This is a genomic window from Saccharothrix violaceirubra, assembly GCF_014203755.1.
Classification (GTDB): Bacteria; Actinomycetota; Actinomycetes; order Mycobacteriales; family Pseudonocardiaceae; genus Actinosynnema; species Actinosynnema violaceirubrum.
On sequence record NZ_JACHJS010000001.1, the window covers coordinates 2513800 to 2535283 of the forward strand.

Annotated in this window: 21 protein-coding genes; 12 read left to right on the plus strand and 9 right to left on the minus strand. The window is 72.3% G+C overall.

What is annotated here, in order from left to right:
• Window positions 1–7 precede the first annotated feature (7 nt).
• The 3 genes from F4559_RS12190 to F4559_RS12200 are packed head-to-tail and all read left to right on the plus strand — an operon-like array spanning window position 8 to window position 1757.
• Window positions 8–793: an alpha/beta fold hydrolase gene (locus F4559_RS12190; RefSeq protein WP_184668493.1), complete on the plus strand. Its 786-nt coding sequence runs from the start codon at window positions 8–10 to the stop codon at window positions 791–793.
• Complete coding sequence (locus F4559_RS12195; protein WP_184668495.1) at window positions 790–933, plus strand: hypothetical protein; 144 nt, start codon at window positions 790–792, stop codon at window positions 931–933. Before F4559_RS12190 ends, F4559_RS12195 begins: the two co-directional genes overlap by 4 nt.
• Window positions 930–1757 (plus strand): alpha/beta fold hydrolase, encoded by an 828-nt coding sequence (locus tag F4559_RS12200; RefSeq protein ID WP_184668497.1) that lies wholly within the window; start codon window positions 930–932, stop codon window positions 1755–1757. The genes F4559_RS12195 and F4559_RS12200 overlap by 4 nt, the downstream gene beginning before the upstream one ends.
• Here F4559_RS12200 and F4559_RS36290 read toward each other — a convergent pair.
• Together F4559_RS36290 and F4559_RS12210 are read right to left on the minus strand one after the other, a co-directional pair.
• A complete protein-coding gene (locus tag F4559_RS36290; protein WP_184668499.1) occupies window positions 1738–3225 on the minus strand; it encodes a peptide ligase PGM1-related protein in 1488 nt (495 codons plus the stop codon). The two genes, F4559_RS12200 and F4559_RS36290, sit on opposite strands and share 20 nt — an antisense overlap.
• A 167-nt stretch (window positions 3226–3392) precedes the next feature.
• Entirely contained in the window at window positions 3393–4838 is a 1446-nt protein-coding gene (locus tag F4559_RS12210; protein WP_184668501.1) for an aldehyde dehydrogenase family protein, read from the minus strand.
• A gap of 312 nt (window positions 4839–5150) precedes the next feature.
• On the opposite strand from F4559_RS12210, the gene F4559_RS12215 reads away from it, so the two are divergent.
• Together F4559_RS12215 and F4559_RS12220 are read left to right on the plus strand one after the other, a co-directional pair.
• On the plus strand, window positions 5151–5711 hold the full coding sequence (locus F4559_RS12215; RefSeq protein WP_184668503.1) for an HAD domain-containing protein: 561 nt from the start codon (window positions 5151–5153) through the stop codon (window positions 5709–5711).
• A 65-nt stretch (window positions 5712–5776) separates the two neighbouring features.
• Window positions 5777–6244, plus strand: a complete 468-nt coding sequence (locus F4559_RS12220; RefSeq protein WP_221447208.1) for a hypothetical protein — start codon at window positions 5777–5779, stop codon at window positions 6242–6244.
• A gap of 49 nt (window positions 6245–6293) precedes the next feature.
• On the opposite strand, the gene F4559_RS12225 is transcribed toward F4559_RS12220, so the two are convergent.
• The 3 genes from F4559_RS12225 to F4559_RS12235 form a co-directional block, all read right to left on the minus strand.
• On the minus strand, window positions 6294–7520 hold the full coding sequence (locus F4559_RS12225; RefSeq protein ID WP_184668505.1) for a S8 family peptidase: 1227 nt from the start codon (window positions 7518–7520) through the stop codon (window positions 6294–6296).
• Window positions 7521–7728: 208 nt separating this feature from the next.
• Complete coding sequence (locus F4559_RS12230; protein ID WP_184668507.1) at window positions 7729–9294, minus strand: ABC transporter substrate-binding protein; 1566 nt, start codon at window positions 9292–9294, stop codon at window positions 7729–7731.
• A complete protein-coding gene (locus tag F4559_RS12235; protein ID WP_184668509.1) occupies window positions 9291–11156 on the minus strand; it encodes a hypothetical protein in 1866 nt (621 codons plus the stop codon). The genes F4559_RS12230 and F4559_RS12235 overlap by 4 nt, the downstream gene beginning before the upstream one ends.
• Before the next feature lie 277 nt (window positions 11157–11433).
• On the opposite strand from F4559_RS12235, the gene F4559_RS12240 reads away from it, so the two are divergent.
• Window positions 11434–12003, plus strand: coding sequence for a MarR family transcriptional regulator (locus F4559_RS12240; protein WP_184668511.1), 570 nt, complete (start codon window positions 11434–11436; stop codon window positions 12001–12003).
• A gap of 314 nt (window positions 12004–12317) precedes the next feature.
• Window positions 12318–13382 carry an endonuclease gene (locus tag F4559_RS36705; protein WP_376774714.1) on the plus strand — a complete coding sequence of 355 codons (1065 nt, stop codon included), beginning with the start codon at window positions 12318–12320 and terminating at the stop codon, window positions 13380–13382.
• 49 nt (window positions 13383–13431) lie between these two features.
• Here F4559_RS36705 and F4559_RS12250 read toward each other — a convergent pair whose 3' ends face one another.
• Both F4559_RS12250 and relB read right to left on the minus strand, forming a co-directional pair.
• Window positions 13432–13914: a hypothetical protein gene (locus tag F4559_RS12250; protein ID WP_184668513.1), complete on the minus strand. Its 483-nt coding sequence runs from the start codon at window positions 13912–13914 to the stop codon at window positions 13432–13434.
• 87 nt (window positions 13915–14001) lie between these two features.
• The gene (gene relB / locus F4559_RS12255) at window positions 14002–14436 is read right to left on the minus strand and encodes a type II toxin-antitoxin system RelB family anti-toxin (protein ID WP_184668515.1); all 435 of its coding nucleotides are present in this window, start codon (window positions 14434–14436) and stop codon (window positions 14002–14004) included.
• A 74-nt stretch (window positions 14437–14510) separates the two neighbouring features.
• Between relB and F4559_RS12260 the strand changes: the two genes are divergently transcribed.
• The 3 genes from F4559_RS12260 (at window position 14511) to F4559_RS12270 (ending at window position 17047) form a co-directional block, all read left to right on the plus strand.
• A complete protein-coding gene (locus F4559_RS12260) occupies window positions 14511–15686 on the plus strand; it encodes an MFS transporter (RefSeq protein ID WP_184668517.1) in 1176 nt (391 codons plus the stop codon).
• Between the two features lie 116 nt (window positions 15687–15802).
• Entirely contained in the window at window positions 15803–16192 is a 390-nt protein-coding gene (locus F4559_RS12265) for a hypothetical protein (protein ID WP_184668519.1), read from the plus strand.
• Between the two features lie 129 nt (window positions 16193–16321).
• Window positions 16322–17047, plus strand: a complete 726-nt coding sequence (locus F4559_RS12270) for an SDR family NAD(P)-dependent oxidoreductase (RefSeq protein WP_312865609.1) — start codon at window positions 16322–16324, stop codon at window positions 17045–17047.
• Window positions 17048–17060: 13 nt separating this feature from the next.
• Here the strand turns inward: F4559_RS12270 and F4559_RS12275 are convergent, their stop codons facing one another.
• On the minus strand, window positions 17061–18347 hold the full coding sequence (locus F4559_RS12275; protein ID WP_246445168.1) for a cytochrome P450: 1287 nt from the start codon (window positions 18345–18347) through the stop codon (window positions 17061–17063).
• A 447-nt stretch (window positions 18348–18794) separates the two neighbouring features.
• Window positions 18795–19169, minus strand: coding sequence for an SSI family serine proteinase inhibitor (locus tag F4559_RS12280; RefSeq protein WP_184668521.1), 375 nt, complete (start codon window positions 19167–19169; stop codon window positions 18795–18797).
• A 215-nt stretch (window positions 19170–19384) separates the two neighbouring features.
• Between F4559_RS12280 and F4559_RS12285 the strand changes: the two genes are divergently transcribed.
• Together F4559_RS12285 and F4559_RS34340 are read left to right on the plus strand one after the other, a co-directional pair.
• Window positions 19385–20299 (plus strand): Vgb family protein, encoded by a 915-nt coding sequence (locus F4559_RS12285; RefSeq protein ID WP_184668523.1) that lies wholly within the window; start codon window positions 19385–19387, stop codon window positions 20297–20299.
• Between the two features lie 327 nt (window positions 20300–20626).
• Window positions 20627–21424, plus strand: a complete 798-nt coding sequence (locus tag F4559_RS34340) for a LuxR C-terminal-related transcriptional regulator (protein WP_221447209.1) — start codon at window positions 20627–20629, stop codon at window positions 21422–21424.
• Window positions 21425–21484: the final 60 nt, after the last annotated feature.

Below are 21484 nucleotides of genomic sequence, written 5' to 3' on the forward strand. Positions count from 1 at the left end.
GACGACGATGCCGAGTGACCGCGTTCCCGTCGACCGGGGCGAGATCGCCTACCGGCTCCAGGGCCAGGGGCCGCCGCTGGTGCTGCTGTCGACCCTGTCGGGCACCTGGGTGCGCCAGGTTCCCGTGCTGCGGCGGCATTTCACCCTGCTCACCTACGACCTGCGCGGGTTCGGCGACTCGCCCTCGGCCGACGGGTTCCCGGACAACGCCGGGCACGCCGACGACCTGGCCCGGTTGCTCGACGCGCTCGGGTTCCCCACCGCCGCGGTCGTCGGCCTGTCGCACGGCGGGTTGGTGGCGCAGCACTTCGCGGGTCGGCACGGCGACCGGCTGTCCGGGCTGGGACTGGTGTCCACGATCGCCGCGCCGCGTCGGTCGACGGTGCTGTTCCTGCGGATGCTCAAGGGTTTCCTCGATCGCGACGACGTCGCGGGCTTCTGGGAGGTGCTGCGGTCGTTCCTGTTCTCGGCGGCGAACTTCGACAAGCTGCTCGCACGGGAGGGGGCGCTGCGCGAGGCGATGTTCAACCAGTACACGGCCGGTGCGTTGCTGAGCATCTACGGGCAGGCGCTGACGCACGACGCCACGGGGTGGCTGGGCGGCGTGGACTGCCCGACGCTGGTCGTCGGCGGGCGGGAGGACATGCTGTTCCCGCCCTGGCAGACCGAGGAACTGGCCGCCCTGGTGCCGGGATCGAAGCTGGTGCTGCTGCCCGCCGCCCACGTGCCGCCGGTCGAGGTGCCGGCCGACTTCAACCACCTGGTGGTCGACTTCTTCGGCGGTGCCCCGTGAGCGGTGATCCGCCGGAGCCGGTCGTCCCGCCGCCGCCCCGGTGCGGCCGGCGGACGTTCCCGGACCGGGACCGGCTCGACGCGCTGGAGGCGCGCATGGCCGAACTGCTCGACGACGAGCCCGAGGGCGGTGGGCGGTGACCGCGGACGTCCTGGTCGAACTGCCCGACGCCGACGTCCACGTCGAGGTGCTCGGCGTCGACGGCCCGCCGGTCGTGCTGGTGCACGGGTTCCTCACCTCGTCGTACACCTGGCGGCACGTCGCGCCGCTGTTGGCCTCCGGGTTCCGGGTGTACCTGGTCGACCTGCCCGCCTGCGGGCGGTCGCCCGTGCCCCGGAGTCGGGAGTGGGACGCGCGTCGGTGCGTGGCGCTGCTCGGCGGCGTGCTCGACCACCTGGGCGTGGAACGGCCTGTCCTGGCGGGCAGCCAGATGGGCGGCTCGCTGGTCGCCTGGTTCACGGCGCTGCACCCCGAGCGGGTCGGGCGGCTGGTGGTGATGGCGGCGGGCGCGCTCGGCGAGGCGCGGTCGAACCTGCTGCTGTACCGGCTGCTGGCCAACCCGCTCGTGGGACCGGTGCTGGCGCGGGCGTTCCCGCGCACCGCGTTCGGCGACAAGTGGCGGGACGCGCACGGCCCTGGCTTCACCCCCGAGGTCGATGCCGTCGACCGCTACCACCGGCAGTTGCGGGAGCGGGGGAGTGCGATCGCGGCGTTCGGGTTGGGCTTCCGACGGGACTACGGCGCGGAGTTCGACCGGCTGGCGCCGCTGCTGGCGGGGTGCGCCGTGCCCACGCTTCTGCTCTTCGGGCAGGACGACCCGCTGGTGCCGCCGTCGACCGGACGGCGGTTCCGGGAGCTGTTGGCGGACGCGGAACTCGTGCTGCTGCCCGGCTGCGGCGACTTCCCCCAGGAGGAACGCGCGGAGGAAGTCGCCGTGGCGGTCGTCAGGTTCCTGACGCGGTAGACCGCAGCGCGGCGACCAGGTCGTCGTAGCGCCGCTGCGCGTCCTCCCGTGACCCGCCGACCGCGACCACGCCGAGCTTGCCGTGGTCGGGCAGCGCGCCGAGGTTGTAGTAGAACGTGCCCGTGCCCGCCGCCGGGTCGAAGGCCAGGCCGTGCTCGCGCGCGACCCGGACCAGGTCCGCGCAGGTCAGGGTGCGGAACGCCGCGTCGTGCACGCGGTCGCTGGTCACGTAGCAGCGCGGCCGGCCGTCGGCGGCCAGGTAGTGCCCGCTCTCGGCGTCGTAGTGGCCGGCGAGCAGGCCGTGGGTGAACATGAACGGCGCCGTCGCGCCGCCCATGCGCAGGTTGATCTCCAACGCGTAGACGCGGTCCGGCTCGGCCTCGTCCACGACGAAGTCGACGCTGAGCTGGCCGACGACGCCGTGCCGGGCCAGTTCCCGCCCGGCGCGCAGGGCCAGGTCGTGCACGGCCGTCCGGTACAGGTCGCTGGCCGGGAACGCACAGCCGACGAACGTCTGCCCGGCCGGTCCGCCGAGTACCTGGTCGTGGGTCGAGAGCACCCGCACGCCGCCCGCCGGGGTCAGTTCGAGCTGCGCCGACGGCGAATGCGGTACCTGTGCGTCCAGGAAGCACTCGACGACGCCGCCCATCGCGGCGAACTTGTCGCGGAAGCCCTCCCAGGAATCGCCCGGCGCGCTGATCCGGGTCGCCAGCCGGGCGGCGATCCACGAATTCAGGTCCCCGTCCGGTGCGCCGTCGTAGGAGAACGTGGCGTTGCCCGCGCCCGCGAAACTGTCGTTGAGTTTGACGACGGCTTTGCGGATTTCCGGATTCTCCTGCTTCAACCGCGCCAGCGCGTCGACGAGTTCCCGTTCGGACGAGAGATCCTCGAATCCGGGCAGCACCGGCAGTCCGGCCTCGCGCAGCAATCGGCGGCCCCGGCTTTTCGTGCCCAGCGGCGCGAGTTCCGGATCGCACGCGTAGAGCGGGATGTCCAGCCGCAGGGCGAGTTCGCGTTCCACCGCGGTGCTCGTGAACACCACGAGGTACGCGCGGTCCGGATCGGGGATCGCGGCCCGGACCGCGGCCAGCGCGCCGGGGTGCGCCAGCAGTTTGGCGGTGAGCGGGACGGGGGAGTCGTCGCCGCAGTCGAGCAGGGTCAACCGCTGCCGGGCGGTCTCGTCGAGACCGGGTACCAGGCCCAGCGCGTACTCGACCAGGGCCGCGTCGACGGCCCGGCTCGTGGCGTACACCAGGCGCACCCGCGGGTCGCGCAGGAGTTGGAATTGGAACAGCAGTCGCTGTTCGAAATGCACCGCGCCGGGGATCTTGCGCAGTTCGTCGTGGTGCAGGGTCAGGCTGGGCACCACGACGACGGTCAGCGGATCATTCGATCCATCGTCGAACAATGCGCCGAGCCGTTGTTGGAGGCGGGGGAAGTCGGACGTTTTCGGGGGGTCGAGTATCACGCGGGCCAGGGTAGCGGAGCGAGGTTGCCCGACCCGATGCCCGGAAAGGCGATCGGACTAAGCCGAAATGATGAGAACTGCTCGGCGCAGGTGACGATCCGTAGTCCATGAGCGGGTCACATGCCATGAATACTTCCCTCATGGCATGTGACCGCGAAAGTGTCGTATTACCTGTGCACCGGGTGGACGAAGTGCTTGACCTCCTGGAACTCCTCCAGGCCGCGCGCACCGTTGAGCCGGCCCAGCCCGCTCTGCTTGAACCCGCCCTCCTCGAACTGGTCGTGCACGACCGCCCACGTGTTGGTCCACACCGTGCCGACGTCCAGGTCACGGCCGACCCGCAGCGGGCGGTCCACGTCCGTCGTCCACACGCTCGCGGCCAGGCCGTACTCGGTGGCGTTGGCGCGCGCGATCGCGTCCGCCTCGTCGTCGAACACCTCGAACGTGGCCACCGGGCCGAACACCTCGCGCTGCACGATCGACGCGGCCGTGTCGCCGACCTCGACCAGGCTGGGCCGGAAGAACGCGCCGCCCGCCAGCTCCGGCTCGGTCGGGATGCCGCCGCGCACCAACACGGTCGCGTACGACTCGGCGTCCGCCACGATCCCGTCCACGCGCCGGGCGGCGGCCACGTCGACCATCGGCCCCATCTCGCTGGCCGGGTCGTCGCCCGGTCCGACGCGCACCGAACCCAGCGACTCGACCAGCGCCGCGCGCAGCCGGTCGGCGATGCCGCGCTGGGCCAGGACCCGGCTGCCCGCCATGCAGAACTGGCCGGTGAACGTCGTCACGGCCTTGGTCAGCGCGGGCACCACGCGGTCGAGGTCCGCGTCGTCGAACACGATCATGGGCGTCTTGCCGCCCAGTTCCAGCGACAGCGGCTTGAGCGTGCGCGCGGCGGCGGTCATGATCTCGCGGCCCACGGTCGTACTGCCGGTGTAGCTGACCACGTCCACGCGCGGATCGGACACCAGCAGCGGCGCGCCCTCGTTGCCGGACTCGGTGAACGCGTTGAGCACGCCCGGCGGCAGCGACTCCGTCGCCGCGATCACCTCGTACAGCAGGCCGTTCACGAGCGCGGTCTGCGCGGGCATCTTCATCGCCACGGTGCACCCGGCCGCGAGCGCCGGCGCGAACGAGCGCACCGCGAGCACCACCGGCGCGTTCCACGGCACGATCACCCCGGCCACCCCGGCGGGCTGGCGCACCGTCAGCGAGTACAGGTCGGGCTTGACCTCGGCGGACCGGCCGGTGTCGGTCAGCGCCAGCGCGGCGGCGTACCGCAGCTTCGGCACGGCCATGTCGACCTCGAACGCGGCCTCGGCCAGGATCTTGCCGTTCTCCCGCGCGAGCAGCGTGACGAACTCGTCGCGCCGGGCCTGGAGGCGGTCGGCCAGTTCCAGCAGGGCACGGGCGCGCAGGTCGCGGTCGCGGGCCCACGACGTCGTGGTGAACGCGGTCCGCGCCGCGGCGATCGCGGCGTCGGCCTCGGCCGCGCCGCCGTCCGCGAAGACGCCGAGCACCTCGCCGGTCGCCGGCGCGAGCGAGTCCCGGGGGTTGCGGTCCACCCACTTCCCGTCGATCAGGTTGCGCGCGGCAGGGCGTGACGGCATGGCGTCTCCTCTCGGCGTGCTCTCCGGTGAGCGCTGCCCACGATGCCGCCGGGCGGGTGTGGCGACTAGCACAACAACGCACACCTGGGCGAACAGGCTGCCTCGCCGTGAGAAACGACACGATCTTGTCCGGTAACGCGGCGTCGGATGAATTCGGGTGCGCCGCCGATTGTCATCACGATAGGATCGCAGCACGTCAGGGCCGGTGCGGTAATCGGTGTGCGGCCTTTTCCGCGCTCTCCCGCGCACGGGTGACGGTCGACCCGCGGTGGTATTTTCCGATTTCCGTCGAGGGGATCAGGGGGTGTTCCGGTGGCGCGCGGTCTGCTGCTGCTCGACGTCGACGGTCCGCTCAACCCGTACGCGGCCCGCCGGCACCGCCGTCCGGCCGGCTTCACCACCCACCGGCTCACCTCGACCGGCCACTGGTACACCGGGCGCGAGGCACGGCGGCACAAGGGACTGCGGGTCTGGCTCAACCCCGACCACGGCGCCCTGCTGCGTGCCCTGGCCGAGCGCGCCGACCTCGAACCGGTGTGGGCGACCACCTGGGCGCACCAGGCCAACACCCGGATCGCGCCCGTGATCGGCCTGCCGGAACTGCCCGTGATCGAGTTCTCCGAACGCGACCTCGACCCGCTGCACGGCTGGCGCGACGGCGGCTCGTGGAAGTGGTCGGCGGTGGCCCGGTACGCGGGCGACCGGCCGCTGGCGTGGCTCGACGACGAACTCGACGACCGCTACCCGCGCGCCCGCGCGCGGTTCGAGGCGGCCCGTGCGGCGACGCCCACGCTGCTGTGCGACGTGGACCCGCGCGTCGGCTTGCGCGAGGAGCACGCCGAACAGGTCGAGAAGTGGGCCGCCGGCCTGTGAAGGCCATCCGCACGATGAGGTGACGTCCGGTTGCGACGGTCGGTGCGCCGCGCAGCATGAGGCCCATGAACCTTGTCAAAGCTCTGTCCGGCGCCGCGGCCATGTCCGCCGCGATCGTCCTGTTCGCCGCCGGGCCCGCGTCCGCCGCGCCGGTCGACGTGATCAAGCTCCAGTGCGACGGCGACACCTACAAGTGCACGGCCAAGCTGAAGTTCGGCGACAACCGGTGGATCGCGGACTGGAACGTCGACGTGTTCCACGAGGAGGGCGAGACCCGGTCACCCGTGGACGTGACGAAACTCCAGTGCGACGGCGACACCTACACCTGTACCGCGAAGCTGAAGTTCGGCGACGGGCGGTGGATAGCCCGGTGGCCGGCGGTCATCCGGCACACCGCCCTGGCGGAGAACCGCGCGCCGGTCGACGTGACCCGGCTGCGCTGCGACGGCGACACCTACCAGTGCACGGCGAACCTGGACTTCGGCGACGACCAGTGGGTCGCCCGGTGGGACGTGGACGTGCTGCACACGTGAGGCGACAGCGGTGGTCCGGCGGGTTCGGGCCGGACCACCGCGTCCCCGGTCAGACCGGGATCGAGCCCGAGTGCAGCAGCAGGTCGGCCGGACCGGTGTTGGTGCCGGTGACGACGCCCGGCGTCGCGTTGGCCTTCAGCGCGGCGGCCACCTCCACCGCCGAGTCACCGGGGAACCGGTGTCGCCACAGCGCGGCGACCCCGGCCGCGTGCGCCGCGGCGGACGACCCGCTGATCGTGGAGTAGGCGGTGTCGCTCGTGTTCCACGCCGACGTGATGTTCGCGCCGGGCGCCCAGACGTCGATGCAGGGACCGTAGTTGGAGAACGACGTCTTCACGTCGTTGATGTCCACCGCGCCGACCGTGGTCGCGTCGGCGACCCCACCGGGCGAGGAGTTGCAGGCGTTGGTGTTCGAAGCGCCCGCGATGACCGAGTAGTGCACGCCGGCCGCGATGGACGCCGTGACGGCGTCGTTGAACGCCTTGTTGGTCGGCCCGCCGATGACCGCCACGGCGACGGCCTTCTTGCCACTGGCCAGCGCGTCCTCGGTCAACCAGTCGATGCCGCCGATGACCTGGCTGTAGGAAGCCGAACCCTGGCAGTTGGCGACCCGCACGGACACCAGCGTGACGTCCTTGGCCACGCCCGTGGTGCGCCCGCCGATGACGCCGGCGACGTGCGTGCCCAGGCCGTGGCAGTCGTCGCCGGGCGGCGTGACACCGCCGACGAGGTCGGTGCCGGGCACGGCCGCGCCGTCGAACTCCTGGTGCGTGTAACGGATCCCGGTACCCAGGACGTAGGCCCGCACGCTCGACGCCGTGTTGGCGTGGAAGTACTTCTTGTCCAGCGGACGGGACCGCTGGTCGATCCGGTCGAGCCCCCAGTTCGGCGGGTCGGTCTGCACGCCCAGGCCCTGTGCGGTGACGGCGGGCGCGGGCGCGGCCTCGGCGTCCCGGCCGCCGAGGTCGACCTGGTGGTCCTGCACGACGTAGGCGACGCGCGGATCACGCGCGAGTCTCCGCGCACCGGACAGGTCCGTGCGCACGGCGAACCCCGATAACGCCCGCCCGTAGGTGTACGTGACCTTGGCGTCGCGTCCGAGCAGGGAGTCGGCGGCCGTCAGGTCCCGCTTCTGCTTGAGCACCACGATGTAGCTGCCCGCGATGGCGGCCGGGTGACCGACCCCCAGCACCGTCCCGGCGGCCTGCGCCGACCCGGGCACCGCCACGACGGTGGCCGCCAACGCGGCCGTCACCGCCGCGATCCGATACCTCATCAGTTCTCCTCCATGGCAGGGATACCGGGCAAAAGCCCGATTCCTCACCACAGCACACCCCCTACCCGCTCGAAAGACCCGATCAGTCCACGCCGATCGACCCCCGTGCCGCCGGGTCGCCGACCGGAACGCGGTGGCCCCGGCGACCGGGGCGATGGCGTCGTGCTCGTGCCCGGTCGCGGACCGGGCCGGTGCCGGACCCCGCGGCCTAAGCCTTCGGCTGGGTCAGGTACACCGGACCGGTCGTCAGCGTGTCCGAGCGCGGACCGGACTTCAGCACCGGGATCGGCTTGCCGATCGGCCACCGGTCGTTCGGCGGGTTCTCCGCGAAGTAGATCTCGCCGCTCGCGCCGGGCACGAGATCGGTCGTCGACGAGTACAGGTGCTGGCCGACATCCTCGTTCTTGAGCCGTTGCCCCTCGACGGCCTCGATCGACCGCGCCGCGCGCCGGGCCGCCCACACGGTCGCCGCGACGGCGTCGTGGTGCATGATCGCGTAGCCGTCGCGCAGGTCGTCCTCGGCGAACCCGAGTCCGGCGAACCACGTGCGGAACTCGCCGAAGTGCTTCGGCGTACCGGGTTCGCCGGCCAGCCACGCCCGGGTGTCGGTCGCGGCGGCGTTGAGCAGAATGGCGTTCGCTTCGTCGAGGGCCTGCGGTTCGATGCTGATGCCGGTGGCGCCGGTGGCGACGATCAGCGGGTCGTCCGGTTCCCGGCAGCCGGTGCGCAGGGCCAACGCCTGCATCAGGTCGTCGATGTCGCGGCCACGCCCGGCGAAGAACAGGACGTCGGGCTTGGCGGCGCACACGTCCTGGACCAGTTCGGAGAGCAGCAGCGGGGTGCCGTTGGGCGACGCGCTGCCGTTGAACCCGCCACTGCGCCCCTTCAGCCCGTACTCCTCGCCGAACGTGGTGGTGAACGCGGCCCGCAGGCTCTGCACGTACTTGTCCTGGTTGCGGTCGAACAGCAGGTAGCCGGTGCGCTTCGCGGGCTCCGTCCTTTTCGGACTGCCGTCGAGGAAGGCCTTGAGCGCCAACGTGTACTGCGCGTTGGACGGCGTGGTCTTGAACAGCAGCGGCGAGGTCATGTCGTCCGCGGTGAGGACCGCGCCGACGGCGGGGATCTGGAGCCTGCCCAGTTCGTCGGCGGCCTGCTTGGTCGCGTCGATGCTGATGCCCATCCCGGTCACCGCGACGAGCGGGTGGTCGCCGCCGCGCAGCGCGCCGAGCTGCCGGACGACCGGTGCCCAGTGCTCCTGGTCGCGGCCCTCGTTGGCCAGCACCAACTGCACCTGCGGGGTCGGGTCGCCCAGGACGCTGCGCCCCTGGTTGGCCTGGCGCTGCGCGGCGTACGCGCCTTGCAAGGCGTGCAGGACCTCGTTGTCCCGCATGGCACTGCCCTCACGGGACGTCATCGGCATCAGCACGGCGATCCGCACGTACGGCGTGCCGCCGGTCCGCCCCGCCTGGTCGTGCACCCGCTGGTTCTCCTTGACCACGGCGGTGATCACGGCGTTCACCCGCTCGTCGGTCGAGCCGAACGCGTGGTCCTCCTCGACGATCCAGCCGATGCACTGGTCGCCCGCGAGCGACAGCGCGTACCCCTCGCCCTCGGTCGAGTCGAGACCGTGGCACCGCGCCCCCCGCGCGTCGAGCCACCGCGAGCCGAGCCACCCGCCGACGCCGAGCACCAGCAGCACCGCGACGAGCAGCGCGGTCAGCCGGACCCGGCGTCGACGGAGTCCGCGCGGGGTGTCCCTCGGGGTAAAGGTCACGGTCCCTCCTTCGGCGTGCGGCGGCCGGACCGGCGCCACTGCCGGCCGAGCTGTTCGTGGTGGTGGACCCGGTCGACGAGGTCGAGCAGCCCCTCCTGGTCCTCGGCCCGGTCGCCGACCCGGCGGGCGAGGTCGCGGTAGGCGCCCGCGATCCGCCAGTGCAGGACGCCCCGACCGACTCCGCACACCGGGTCGGTCACGATGCGCAGCGCGGTGACCAGCACCCGCACCGGGTCGCCCGGCGCGGGGTCGGCCGACGCGCCCGGCGGTCGCGGCGCGGTCACCACGGCGTCGAGCAGGGCCAGCCAGTCGGTGAGGCGGTCGGTGTCCAGCCGGTCGTCGAGCACGGCCACCACGTGGTCGGCGTCGTCGGCCGCGAGGGCGTGGTGCAGCCGGCCGGCCAGGTCGCCGCGCTGCTCGGCGGACAACCGGAGGCCGCGGTGCACCGCGCGCCGACCGTCCGGGTGGTCGTCGGGACGGCGGGCGAGCCGGCGCAGGAGCAGCAGTCGCAACAGCGTGGTGTGCGTGTCGGCGGTCCACATCCCGGCGGGCAGCACGTCGTCGAACCGGTCCACCAGCGGCATGGCCTCGGCGTGGTCGCGGGCGGCCGAGCACGTGACCAGCACGTCGAGTGCCGCGTCGTCGACGTCGCCGAGCAGCAGCGCGCCCAGCCGCTCCTCGACGCCGGAGCGCAGGAGCTTTTCGGGGTCGACGACCGTGGTGCCCTCGGCCGCGACCGCGTCGAGCACCAGGTGCGTGCCGCCGGGGTGGCCGCCGGTGAGCTGGTGCAGCACGGACGCCAGGGTGCGGTGGCCCTGGCCGTCGATGCCCAGCCCGCGCACGGTCTCGTACACCTCGTCCGGCGACAGCGGCGGCAGCACACGGCGCAGCCACACCACCCGCCGGTCCTCGGGCAGCGGGGTGTCGTGCGCGGTCAGGGTGTGGACGGTCGCGCGTTCCACCTTCGACAGTGCCGAGAGCAGCCCGCCCCGGCTGGCGGCCACGACCGCGAGCGGCGTGTCCGGCACGACGCCGCGTGCGACCTGCCGCCGGCGGGCGGCGTGCAGCGCGTCGACCAGCGCCCGGCCGAGCCCGGTGTCCGCGCCGTCGAGCAGCAGCAGGCAGTTCATCGTCCATTCGGAGCTGTGGCGCCCGGTGCGGAAGTCGTCGCGCAGGTCGGCGACGAACGCGTCCACGAGCAGGTCCTCGGCGTCGCGCCGGTCGGCGCGGTTGAGTTCGACCAGGACCTCGACGGGGTCGCGGTCGAGGCCGCGGTCCTGGTCGCCGTACCACGTGACGTGCCGGCCCAGCGCGGTGCCGCGGGTCGCGGTCCACGTGCTGAGCCGGTCGACGACGAACCCGACGGCGCCGGTCACCACGCCCGCGCCCGGCGCGCCGCCGGGCACGAACGCGAGCGCGTCCTGGGCGACCTCGCCGAGCGCCTGCTTCAGGGTGGTCAGGCCGCGCCGCTCCTTGAGCATCTCGGTGACCTGGCGGGCCGCCGCGCGCGGGTCGACGCCGTCGAGCGCCAGGGCGCGGGCGAGCATGCCGACGACCAGGCGGTCGAAGCGCAGGGACCCGTAGAGGCGGCACTGGCGGGACAGTCCGAACGCGATCGCGGCCAGCACGCGCGGCAGCGGCTCGTCGTCCAGTTCGGCCTCGAGCGCGGCCAGGTCCAGCCGCACGGACGGCACGGTGCCCAGGGAGCGCTCGTCGAGGTCGCGCAGCAGGTCGGTCTTGCCCGCCGCCGCGGCACCCTCGTAGACGAGCACCGGCGGCCACGTCGGGCTGCCGGGATCGCGGTCGAGCAGGCGACCGACCAGGCGTACCTCGGCCATGCGGCCGGCGAACGAACGTGTCACGCCCACCCCTCACGACCGGCCTACGATTCCCCCCGCATGGTGTTCGCCCGCCGGTCGGCCGACGTTACCGTTGTCGGGGTGGGCCTTTTCCGCATTGATGCGGTCAGGAATATTCCTATGTCGGTTTCGATTGGAATAATGGTCCAAACCGGGTCGGTGGCACTGCTAATTTCGGCAGGGAGTCGCCCGCCCCGGGTGACGGGGAAGACGAGGGGAATCGGTGATCAATCGTCCGCGGTGCGGCCGTCCGACGCGATCGGGCGCACCCTGCGAACTCGTGGTTCGTCGGTCGGTGGCCCTGGACGCGTACGCGCCCGCGTGCCGCAAGCACATGACAGCCGCCGAGCGCGAGGAGGACGACACCAACCCGCTCTGGTCGGACGAGGGGCAGGTGCGGTGGCTGCTCGCGCGCCGGCCCGAGGGCGGCGAGCTGCTGACCACGGCCGCGATCGCGGAACAGCTCAAACTCCAGCCCGGCACGGTGTCGCGGGCGCTGGAGCGGCTGCGCGCGCGGGGCGCGGTCGTCGCGGGCAGCGAGGGCGAGCGCGACGCGTGGGCCGATCCGGTGCTGTTCGAGCGGTGGCGGGAGCGGGTGCACCGGGAGGACGCCAGGGTGCGGGCCGAGCTGGAGGTCGTGCGGGCCAGGGTCGAGAAGCGCAACGACGCGCTCGGCTCGATCGCCTCGCGGTTGCGCGAAGTGGTCGCCGGACGCGATGTCGGCGTTTCGCTGGTCGGCGGGACCCCGCAATTGTCGGAGGTGCCGGCGGAACACGCGCTGGTCCTCTCGGTGGACGACCCGGAGGTCGCCGAGTGGCTGGTGGACCGCCTCGCCGGCAAGCCGGAATAAATAACTCCCGGTATTCGGCGAACCGAGCGTCGGTCACATTTGGTGGCGACACTTTGGTCCACTGTGGACGAATACTTTGAGGGGGGAGAACTTCGTCCGGGATTCACCTGAATGAGAGCTAGGACGTGTCACTCTGCCTGGGGTGGTCGGCACATGACCACTCTGCGTGGCGGCCCTGCCATGCCACCCCGGGGAGAGGACTCTCGATCGTGCGAAATCGACGCTGGACACACGCGGCGGCCCTGGTCGCCGCCGTGCTCGCCGTCGCGGCGGCCCTGCTCGCCCCGACCGCGAACGGTGCCGCGCCGCTGACCGTGGCGCAGGCGGTCGCCGCGCAGAACGGTGCGTCGGCGACCGTGCGCGGCTACGTCGTCGGGCAGCCGACCGCGACCACCACGGTGATCCGCTCCGGCTTCCCGAACGATTACGCGCTGGCGCTGGCCGACACGCCGACCCAGACCGACACCACGCGCATGCTCTACGTGCAGATCACGTCGTCGTTCCGCGCGGCGTGGGGGCTGAAGACCAACCCGGGCCTGCTCGGCGCGCGGCTCGACGTGACCGGTCCGCTCGGCGCGTACTTCTCGCACCCCGGCCTGACCTCGCCCACGGCGTTCGCCCGTGTCGGCGGCACGACCACGACCCCGCCGACCACCCCGCCGACGACCACGACCGGCGGTGGCGGCGGTTACGACGACACCTACTACCGCACCGCGCTCGGCAAGAGCGGCCCCGCCTTGAAGAGCGCGCTCAACGTGATCATCCGCACCAACACGAAGATCTCCTACGACGCGGTGTGGAACGCGCTCAAGGTCACCGACCAGGACCCGGGCAACCCCGCCAACGTCATCCTGCTCTACAGCGGCCGTTCGCAGAGCAAGTCCACCAACGGCGGCGGCGTGAACGACTGGAACCGCGAGCACGTCTGGGCCAAGTCCCACGGCGACTTCGGCACCGCCACCGGTCCCGGCACCGACCTGCACCACCTGCGTCCCGAGGACGTCTCGGTCAACTCCGAGCGGGGCAACAAGGACTTCGACAACGGCGGTTCGGCGGTGGCCGAGGCGCCGGGCAACCGCACCGATGCGGACTCGTGGGAACCGCGCGACGCGGCGAAGGGCGACGTCGCCCGGATGATCTTCTACATGGCCGTGCGGTACGAGGGCAACGACGGCTACGTGGACCTGGAACTCAACGACAGCGTCTCCAACGGCAGCGCACCGTACCTGGGTCGCCGTTCGGTGCTGCTCCAGTGGAACCTCCAGGACCCGCCGGACGCGTTCGAGCGCGATCGCAACCAGAAGATCTACGACCAGTTCCAGCACAACCGCAACCCGTTCGTCGACCACCCGGAGTGGGCGACGTCGATCTGGGGCTGACACCGGGCCGCCGGACGGCACCGGGATTCCCGGTGCCGTCCGGGACCGGCTACTTCGGGTCCTCGTCGCGCAGCGCCTTCTCGACGTCGGCGATCGCGGCGACGAACGCGACCATCGAGTCGCGGCACACCTTGAGGTCCGGGGTGGCCTTCACGTCGCCGCAGCCTTCCCGGTCCCAGCGGTCGTAGGGCGCGTTCGACGAGTCGATCGCGGCCATCGTCAGCGGGTACTCGCCCGGCGGTCGTTCGACGAGGTCGGTGAGCAGGTCGCGCTTGAGCCCGAGGATCACCAGCGCGAACTCCAAGCAGGCCAACGAGTGCCCGTCCGCCGGCGGGCACTCCTCGTCGACGCCGTCGCGGATCTTGGCGAACGTCCCCGAGTAGCGCGGGTACAGCGCGTCGCCTCTCGGCGCGGCCGACGAGGTCCCGGCCGCCGCGGACGATGCCGAGGTGGGGGCGTCGGACGTGGTCGCGGTCGTGCCGCAGCCCGCGAGGACCGATAAGACGAGCAGCACCGCAGCGGCGCGGGACATCGGATCTCCTTCTCTGCCGGGGAAACCCGGACCGTAGCGGACCCGCCGTCGGCGCCGGGCGGCTTCGCCGACGCGATCACCCGTTCGTCACGCCGGGTGCGCGGCGATCAGCAGTACCGCGTCGAGCACCCGGAACCAGTCCGCCTCGGAGGGCTCGTCGAGCACGTGCCCGAGCCGGCGGCACGCGCCGAGCAGGTGCGTCGCCACGGCCGTGACGTCCTGGCCGCGGTGTTCCGCCAACGCCGCGACGGCCGACTTGAACCGCCGGCTCCGCCCCAGTTTCGCCAGATCCGGCGGCAACGGTCCCTCCTCGCCCGCCACGCCGTCGAAGCCGATCACGAGGTCACGCCCGAGCGCGGTGGCCAGCCTGGACAACGCGCTCATCGTCGGGTTTCCCCGGCCGTTCTCCAAGTTCGCGATGTAGGGCACGGACAGCCCGGCGTCGGCCGCGACCGACGCGACCGTGCGACCGGCGGCCAGCCTCAGGGCGCGCAGCTGTGACCCGATGGCCTCGTGCGGCACGATCGGCTCCTATCTTGACAGAACACTCGAACTCTCGGTCTTATTCTCACAAGAGTACCGCCGAGGGGGTGGCGATGGGGAGAGCTTTACGGGTCCGCGATTTCCGCTTGCTGTGGGGTGCCCGGACGATCAGCGCGCTGGGGTCGTGGCTGCTGGTGGTCGCGGTGCCGGCGCACGTCCTCGCGCTGACCGGCTCGATCACCGCGACCGGGTTCGTGCTGGTCGCGGAGTACCTGCCCGCGTTGGTCCTCGGGCCGATCGCGGGTGTGCTGGTCGACCGGTGGGACCGGCGGTCGGTCATGGTCGCCGCCGACGCGTTCCGCGCCGCCGCGGTCGGCGCGCTGGTCTTCGCCGACGACGCCCTGTGGGTCGTCTACGCGGCACTGCTCGCCGAGAGCGTCGGCACGGTCCTGTTCCGCCCGGCCACGCAGGCCCACCTGCCCGCCGTCGTCGGCACCGGTCCGGCGCTCGCCGACGCCAACGCGCTGACCGCGTTCACCGACGGCACGGTCCGCCTGGTCGCGCCGCCGCTGGGCGCCGTGGTCCTCGCCGCCGCCGGCTTCTCCACGCTCGTGCTGATCGACGTGGCGACCTACGCGGTGTCGGCGGCCCTGGTCGTGCTGACGGCGAAAGGTGTTCCGGGACAACGTTTTCGTAAGGTGTCCGACGTGGTCGTGGACCTTGTCGAGGGGGTGAAGGCGTTGCGCCGCAGCGACACCGCACGCGTCCTCCTGCGGGTGTCCACGCTCTTCCTCGCGGCGAACGCGGCGCTCAGCGCGGTGCTCGTGCCCTACGGGGTGCGCGAGTTCGGCGACGGTACCCACGTCGGGTACCTGGTCTCGGCGTTGGGCGCGGGTTTCCTCGTCGGCGCGTGGCTGGTGCGGTTCGCGGACGGGCGGCTCGGGTGGCGGTGGCAGCTCGGCATCGCGCACGGCGCGACCGCAGCGGGGTTCGTCGTCCTGTTCGCCGGGCCGGCGTTCGAGGTCGCGCTCGGCGCGGCGGCACTGGTCGGCACGGCCGGGTCGGCGGCGCTGATCGTGCCCCAGACCACGCTCCAGCGCGCGGTGCCCGGTGCCCTGCTTGGCCGCATCGGTGCGGTTTTCGTCACCGCCGAGGCCGCCGCGACACTGCTCGGCGCGCTCGCCGGTCCGGTGGTCGTGGCGCACCGGTCGGCCTGGACGCTTGCCGTGGCAACGGGAATCGTGATCCTTTCGGGGGTTGTCACCGGCTTGGTGGAGCGGTCGCGGTGAGCCCGGTACGTGCCGTGTGACCAGGCACGGGCGGTCGTGGAACGCGGTTGGGCCGGGTGGGTGCACGTGCGGTCGCACGTGAGCGCGATGTGATCGCCGGTCCTAGACTGCGGGGCGTGAGCCGCAAGCCGCCGGTAGTGGTGCCCTCGCAGACCCGCAACGGGTCCGCGACGGCGGGGAGCACGCGTCCGGCTCCCGAAGTCCTCGAAGTCCTCTGCTCCGCCGTCGACGGCGCGCTGGCCATGCTCGGCGCCGACGCGCCGCCCGGCCCGGTGCTCGAGTCGATGCTGACCGCGTTCACCGAGCGCGTGGCGCCGGTCCGCGAGCGGATCGCGGACTCGCCGGACGGCTCGCTGCGCATCGTCCAGTGCTACCTGGGCAACGCGTTCGCGCACGCGGTCGAGGGCGACGTGGCGGCCACCCGATCCGCCCTGATCGCGGCGCGGGTCGCGCTCGCGCGGTTCTTCGACGACGAGCCGGACACCGAACGCCGCTGGTTCGGCTAGGTCCACTGTGGACGGTTCGGGGTGCTTCGGCATCCCTTCGGTCCGCCCTGTGGTGACCCGATCACGGGATGTGTGCGCGGTTTGAGATGATCCCCCGGATCGACGTGGTGGGGCAGACTGGGGGCACACGTGCGGTTCGAGGACAGGGTCGTGCTGGTCACGGGTGCCGGATCGGGCATCGGGCGCGCGGTCGCCGTGGGGTTCGGTGCCGAGGGCGCGCACGTCGTGCTGGCCGGTCGGGACGTGGAACGGCTCGCCGAGGTGGCCGACGCCGTCGGGGAGGCCGGCGGCACCGCGTTGCCCGTGCCGACCGACGTGTCCGACTCGCATTCGGTCGACGCGCTCTTCCGCGAGGTCGACGCCGAGTACGGCATCCTGCACTCGGCGGCCAACTGCGCGGGCGTGTGGGAGACCGGCTGCGCGGCCGACATGTCCGACATCGTGTGGGACCGGGTGATCGGCACCAACTTGACCGGGTTGTGGCGCTGCCTGCGCGGCGAGGTCCGGCTGATGGTCGAGGGCGGCGCGATCGTCAACGTCGCGTCGGTCGTCGGCCGGCACCACTCGGTGCCCGGCGCGGCGGCGTACGCCGCGTCGAAGGCCGGTGTCGAGGCGCTCTCGCGTACCGCCGCCCGCGAGTACATCGGCCGGGGTATCCGCATCAACACGGTCAGCCCCGGCCGGATCGACACGCTGCACCTGGCCGGCGCCGACCACGGCTTCGGCTCGTGCCCGCCGATCGGTCGGGTCGGCGGGTTGGCCGAGGCGGCGAACGCCGTCCTGTTCGCGTGCTCCGACGAGTCGTCGTACTTCGTCGGGCACGACTTCGTGCTGGACGGCGGCGTGACCGCCTGAGTCCACAGTGGACTTAGACCCGGGTGAACGAGGCCCGGAAGCCCTGTGGCACCAGGAGGTTGTGGAACTCGGGTGCGCAGGCCGCGGCGTCCGGGGCGGCTACCCGGTAGTTCCGGGTCAGCCAGAACGCGCCCAGGGTCAGCTGGATCATGCCGAGCTGCGTGCCGACGCACACCCGGGGTCCGGCACCGAACGGCAGGTACGCGTGCTTGCGCGGGGTCTCGCCGCGCAGCCAGCGGTCCGGGTCGGCCCGGTCCGGGTCCGGCCACCACCGGGGATCGCGGTGCAGCAGGAACGGGCTGAACATGGCCGCGTCCCGGGTGCTCAACCGCCAGTCGCCCAGCGTGGTCGGCCGGACCGCCGTGCGACCCATGAGCCACGTCGGCGGCCACAGCCGCAACACTTCGCGGATCACCGCCTCGGTCTGGGGCAGCGCCGACAGCGGCGGTTCGTCGTCACCGTCCCAGGCGGACGATTCGGCGGCCACCCGGTCCCACAGGTCGGGGTGGGTGACCAGGGTGTGGATCGTCCAGGTCATCGACGCGGCCGGTACGCCGTACGCGGCCAGCAGGATGCCCCGGATCAGCCGCTGCACCTGGAGTTCCCTCATCTCCGGTTCGCGGGCGGCGAGCAGCACGTCGAGCAGGTCACGCGGCTGGTCCGGCGGGTGTGGGGTCCGTCGGCGGTGGATCCGCGTGGTGATGGCGTCGAGCGTGGCGTCGCGCGCCCGGCGGAACCGCCGGATGGCGCGGGAGGGGAACCACTCCGGGAAGAGCTGCGAACTGCCGGACAGCGGTTCGATCGCGGCGGTGTTCTCGGCCACGACCTCCGCGATGCCGTCGGCGTCCGGGCCAAGGCAGAAGTCCGCCGCGGCCCGGCCGGAGTACGTCTCCATCAGGGGCATGACGTCGACCGCGCGTCCCCCGGTGTCGTCCAACGTCCTCTCGAACAACGCGCGCAGCCGGGCCGTGTGCGCGATCACGGTGGCCCGGTTCAGGCCACGCCACCCGGCACGTCTCGCGGTCATCCACGCCCGCGCGGTCTCCGCGTCCGTGCGGGCCTCGAACCTGGTGGCGACGGCGGAACTCGCGCTGGAGAAGTCGTCGTTCGTCCGGATCAGCAGTTCGTGTACGAGGTCCGGGTCGCGGACCACGATCGTGCGCTCGTCGAAGGAGAACACGTCGCCGTACCGCTCGTGCCCTGCGCGCAGGAAGCCCATGCGGTCGCGGTCGTAGTCGAGGGTGTTGCCGACGAGCCACCGGCCCTTCGGTCCCGGTGGGCGGACTTCCGTGCTGGTCAAGAGTTCCTCCCCCAGAACCCGAAAACTCGGCGACCCGAAAACTCGGCGACCCGAAGGCGCGGCGACCCGAAGGCGCGGCGACCCGAAGGCGCGGCGACCCGAAGGCGCGGCGACCCGAAGGCGCGGCGACCCGAAGGCGCGGCGGCGGGGCGCCGGGGCGGGCGCTGACGGCCCGCCCCGGCTTCGGTTCAGTTCGCGATGTCCCAGTACGTGTAGAACCCGCCCATGCGGGTCGAACCGAGCACGCGGGCGGCGAGGTGGCGAAGGTGCTTCATGGTTTCCCTCCGGTGATCCAGGGCTTGTGGCCCAAGGACGTTGCCCCTTCGATCATGCACACCCGCACCCGGAATGTGAATAACGCGATCGGAGTAGTGCTCGTCAATTCCACACAAGTCCGCGCTGGTCGTCCATAAAGGACTGCTGAAAACCCCTTGTCGGGGAACGTTCTCAGAAGCGGAACACCCAGCCCGTGTCCGCGTCCAGCGTGCAGGCGTTGGAGAACTCGGCCGTCCACCTGACGGAATTGCCCTGGTAGGTGCCCTCCGCGGTCGCCTCGACAGGGTCGTACTCCAGGGTGCACGGGTGCTGGTCGCCGGGCAGGTTGTCGAAGTCGCCGCCGGCCATGTCGAGGTCCGCGCAGGCGGACTCGGCGTGCGGGTGCAGTGCCCGGTTCGGCGGACAGTCCAGGCTCACGCCGCGTCCCCACGTGCCGTCGGGGTCGGAGATCACGAGGTACAGGCCGGTCTGTTCCGTCGCGCCCGCGGGTGCGGCCGTCGCGACGACGAGGGCCGCGGCCGAGAGTGCGGTGCCGATGATTCGCATGACATCCCTTCCGTTGGTCCACAAAGGATCATCGTCGGGGTGCCCGCCGTGCCCCGCCTCAGTCGCGACGCGCCGCACGTCCACTCGGACGTGTGCCGGTCGGCACCCGGCGGACTTAGGCCACGGAGGGTAGTGATTTGGTGCCTACAGGTGACTGCGGAGCGGTCCGCTGCCTTGCGAGACTGGGCCGGGGGCGTGCACAGAGAGGACCACCGATGAGGCTCCCGCGTGGCACAGTCGTCTGCGTCGCGGCACTGCTCGTCCTCGGCCCGTCCGGGGTCGCGGTCGCGGAACCGTTCCCCACGACGCTCGGGCTGCCCGACGGCTTCCGACCCGAGGGCATCGCGGTCGACGCCGAGTACGCGTACTTCGGGTCGATGGGCACCGGCGCCATCCGCCGGGTGCGGCTCGCCGACGGCACCTCCACGCAGCTCACGCCGGGTGCCGCCGGCACGGCGGCGCTCGGGCTCAAGGTCGACGGGCGCGGCAGGCTGTTCGTCGCCGGCGGTGGCGGCGGCGACGCGCGCGTGCTCGACACCGCGACCGGGCGGACCATCGCCACGTTCCGGCTCGCCACGCGGTCGACCTTCGTCAACGACGTCGTGCTCACGCCCGAGGCGGCGTGGTTCACCGACTCGACCACGGCGGTGATCCACAGGCTGCCGTTCGGCGCGGACGGCACCCTGCCCGCCAAGGCCCAGGCCGTCCGGCTCTCCGGCGACATCCGGTACACGTCGGGCACCAACGCCAACGGCATCGAGACCAGCCCGGACGGGAAGTCGCTGATCATCGCGCAGCACAACACCGGCCGGTTGTTCCGGGTCGACCCGGCCACCGGTGCGACCAGGGAGATCCAGGTCGCCGGGGGACCGTTGGCCGACACCGACGGGCTGGTGCGCGACGGCGAGACGCTGTACGTGGTGGAGAACCGGTCCAACCGGGTCGCGGTCGTGAAGCTCGACGCTCCCGGCACGCGCGGCGCCTTGGTGAAGCGGGTGACCGACCCGAGGTTCGACGTGCCCACGACGGCGGCGCTGTACCGTGACCGGCTCTACCTGCCGAACGGCCGGTTCACCACGACGCCGATGCCGGATACCCCCTATACGGCGAACGCCATCCCGAAGCCTTGACGGTGCGCGACCGGTCCTGTCGGTGCTGCTCCGATCGGCCGGTTCGCATTGGGCGCGGTGATATCGGACATCGGCGTCGCCAATGGGTTCCGGGGGTCGGCAGTCCGTTGTTCCGCCAGTTCAGTCGGGCAGGGAACGCCCAGTTCACGGTGTGCCCGCGGACCGTCGACCGGGCTGTTGGACCGTCCGGGTCGGCGGCGTCGCACGAACGAGTGGTGCTTCGGCCGAACTGCGGTCCCGGACCGTGAGAGGGGTATTTACCCGCCTCGGATCTGCTCTGATCGGCGTGGTGCCCGCACCGGGGTGCCAGGGGTGAAGGGACTGGGGATGGGCATCGCTGTCCGCGGTTCGTCGGCCGCGCCCGCCGACGTCGACCGGTTCCGCAGGCTGCTGACGGCGGTCCGCGGTGCGGGGGTCACCGTGGTCGGGGCCACCGGCACCGGCCGTGAGGAGGTCGTCGACGCGTGCACGGCGGCGGCGCGGGAACTCGGCGTCCCGGTGTTACGCGGGCGAGTCGTGGCCGGCACGCCCTACAGCGGGTTCGCGGAGGCGTTCGGGCAGTGCGACGTGGGCCCGCTGACCGACTTCGGCCGCCATGCCGCCCTGCTGCTGAGAGGCCTGTTCCGCGCCATGGCCACCCCCGGCTGGGCCACCGAGGCGCTGGGCCTGGCCGACACCGAGCACACCCGCCTGCACCGGGCGGTCGGCGCCGTGCTGGACGCGGCCACCGGGCCCGACGGCCTGGTCCTGGTCCTGCGCGACGCCCACCTGCTCGACGACGACGCGTTGGCGTTGCTCGACCACCTGACCGCCGAATCCCGGCGCTCCCGGGTCCTGGTCCTGCTGTCCCACGCCCCCGACGAACGCCTGGCCGGCCTGACCGGGCCGCCACGACCCACCGCCGAGGTGGTCCGCCTGCCCGTGGACCGGGCCACCCCCACCCGCCGGGAGCGGACCGTGCTGGCCGCGCTGGCGGAGGGGCTGACGGCCGACGCGATCGCCCGCCGGCTCGACATCTCGCCCCGCACGGTCCACCGCCACCTCCAGCACCTGTACCGGAAACTCGGCACGACCGACCGGTTGGCGACCGTGCTGCGGGCCCAGGAACTGGGCCTGCTGCCCTGAGCCGACCCCGTCCCGAGTGCACATTTCGTGGTGCCTGAACGCACAACTCGCGGTGTCTGA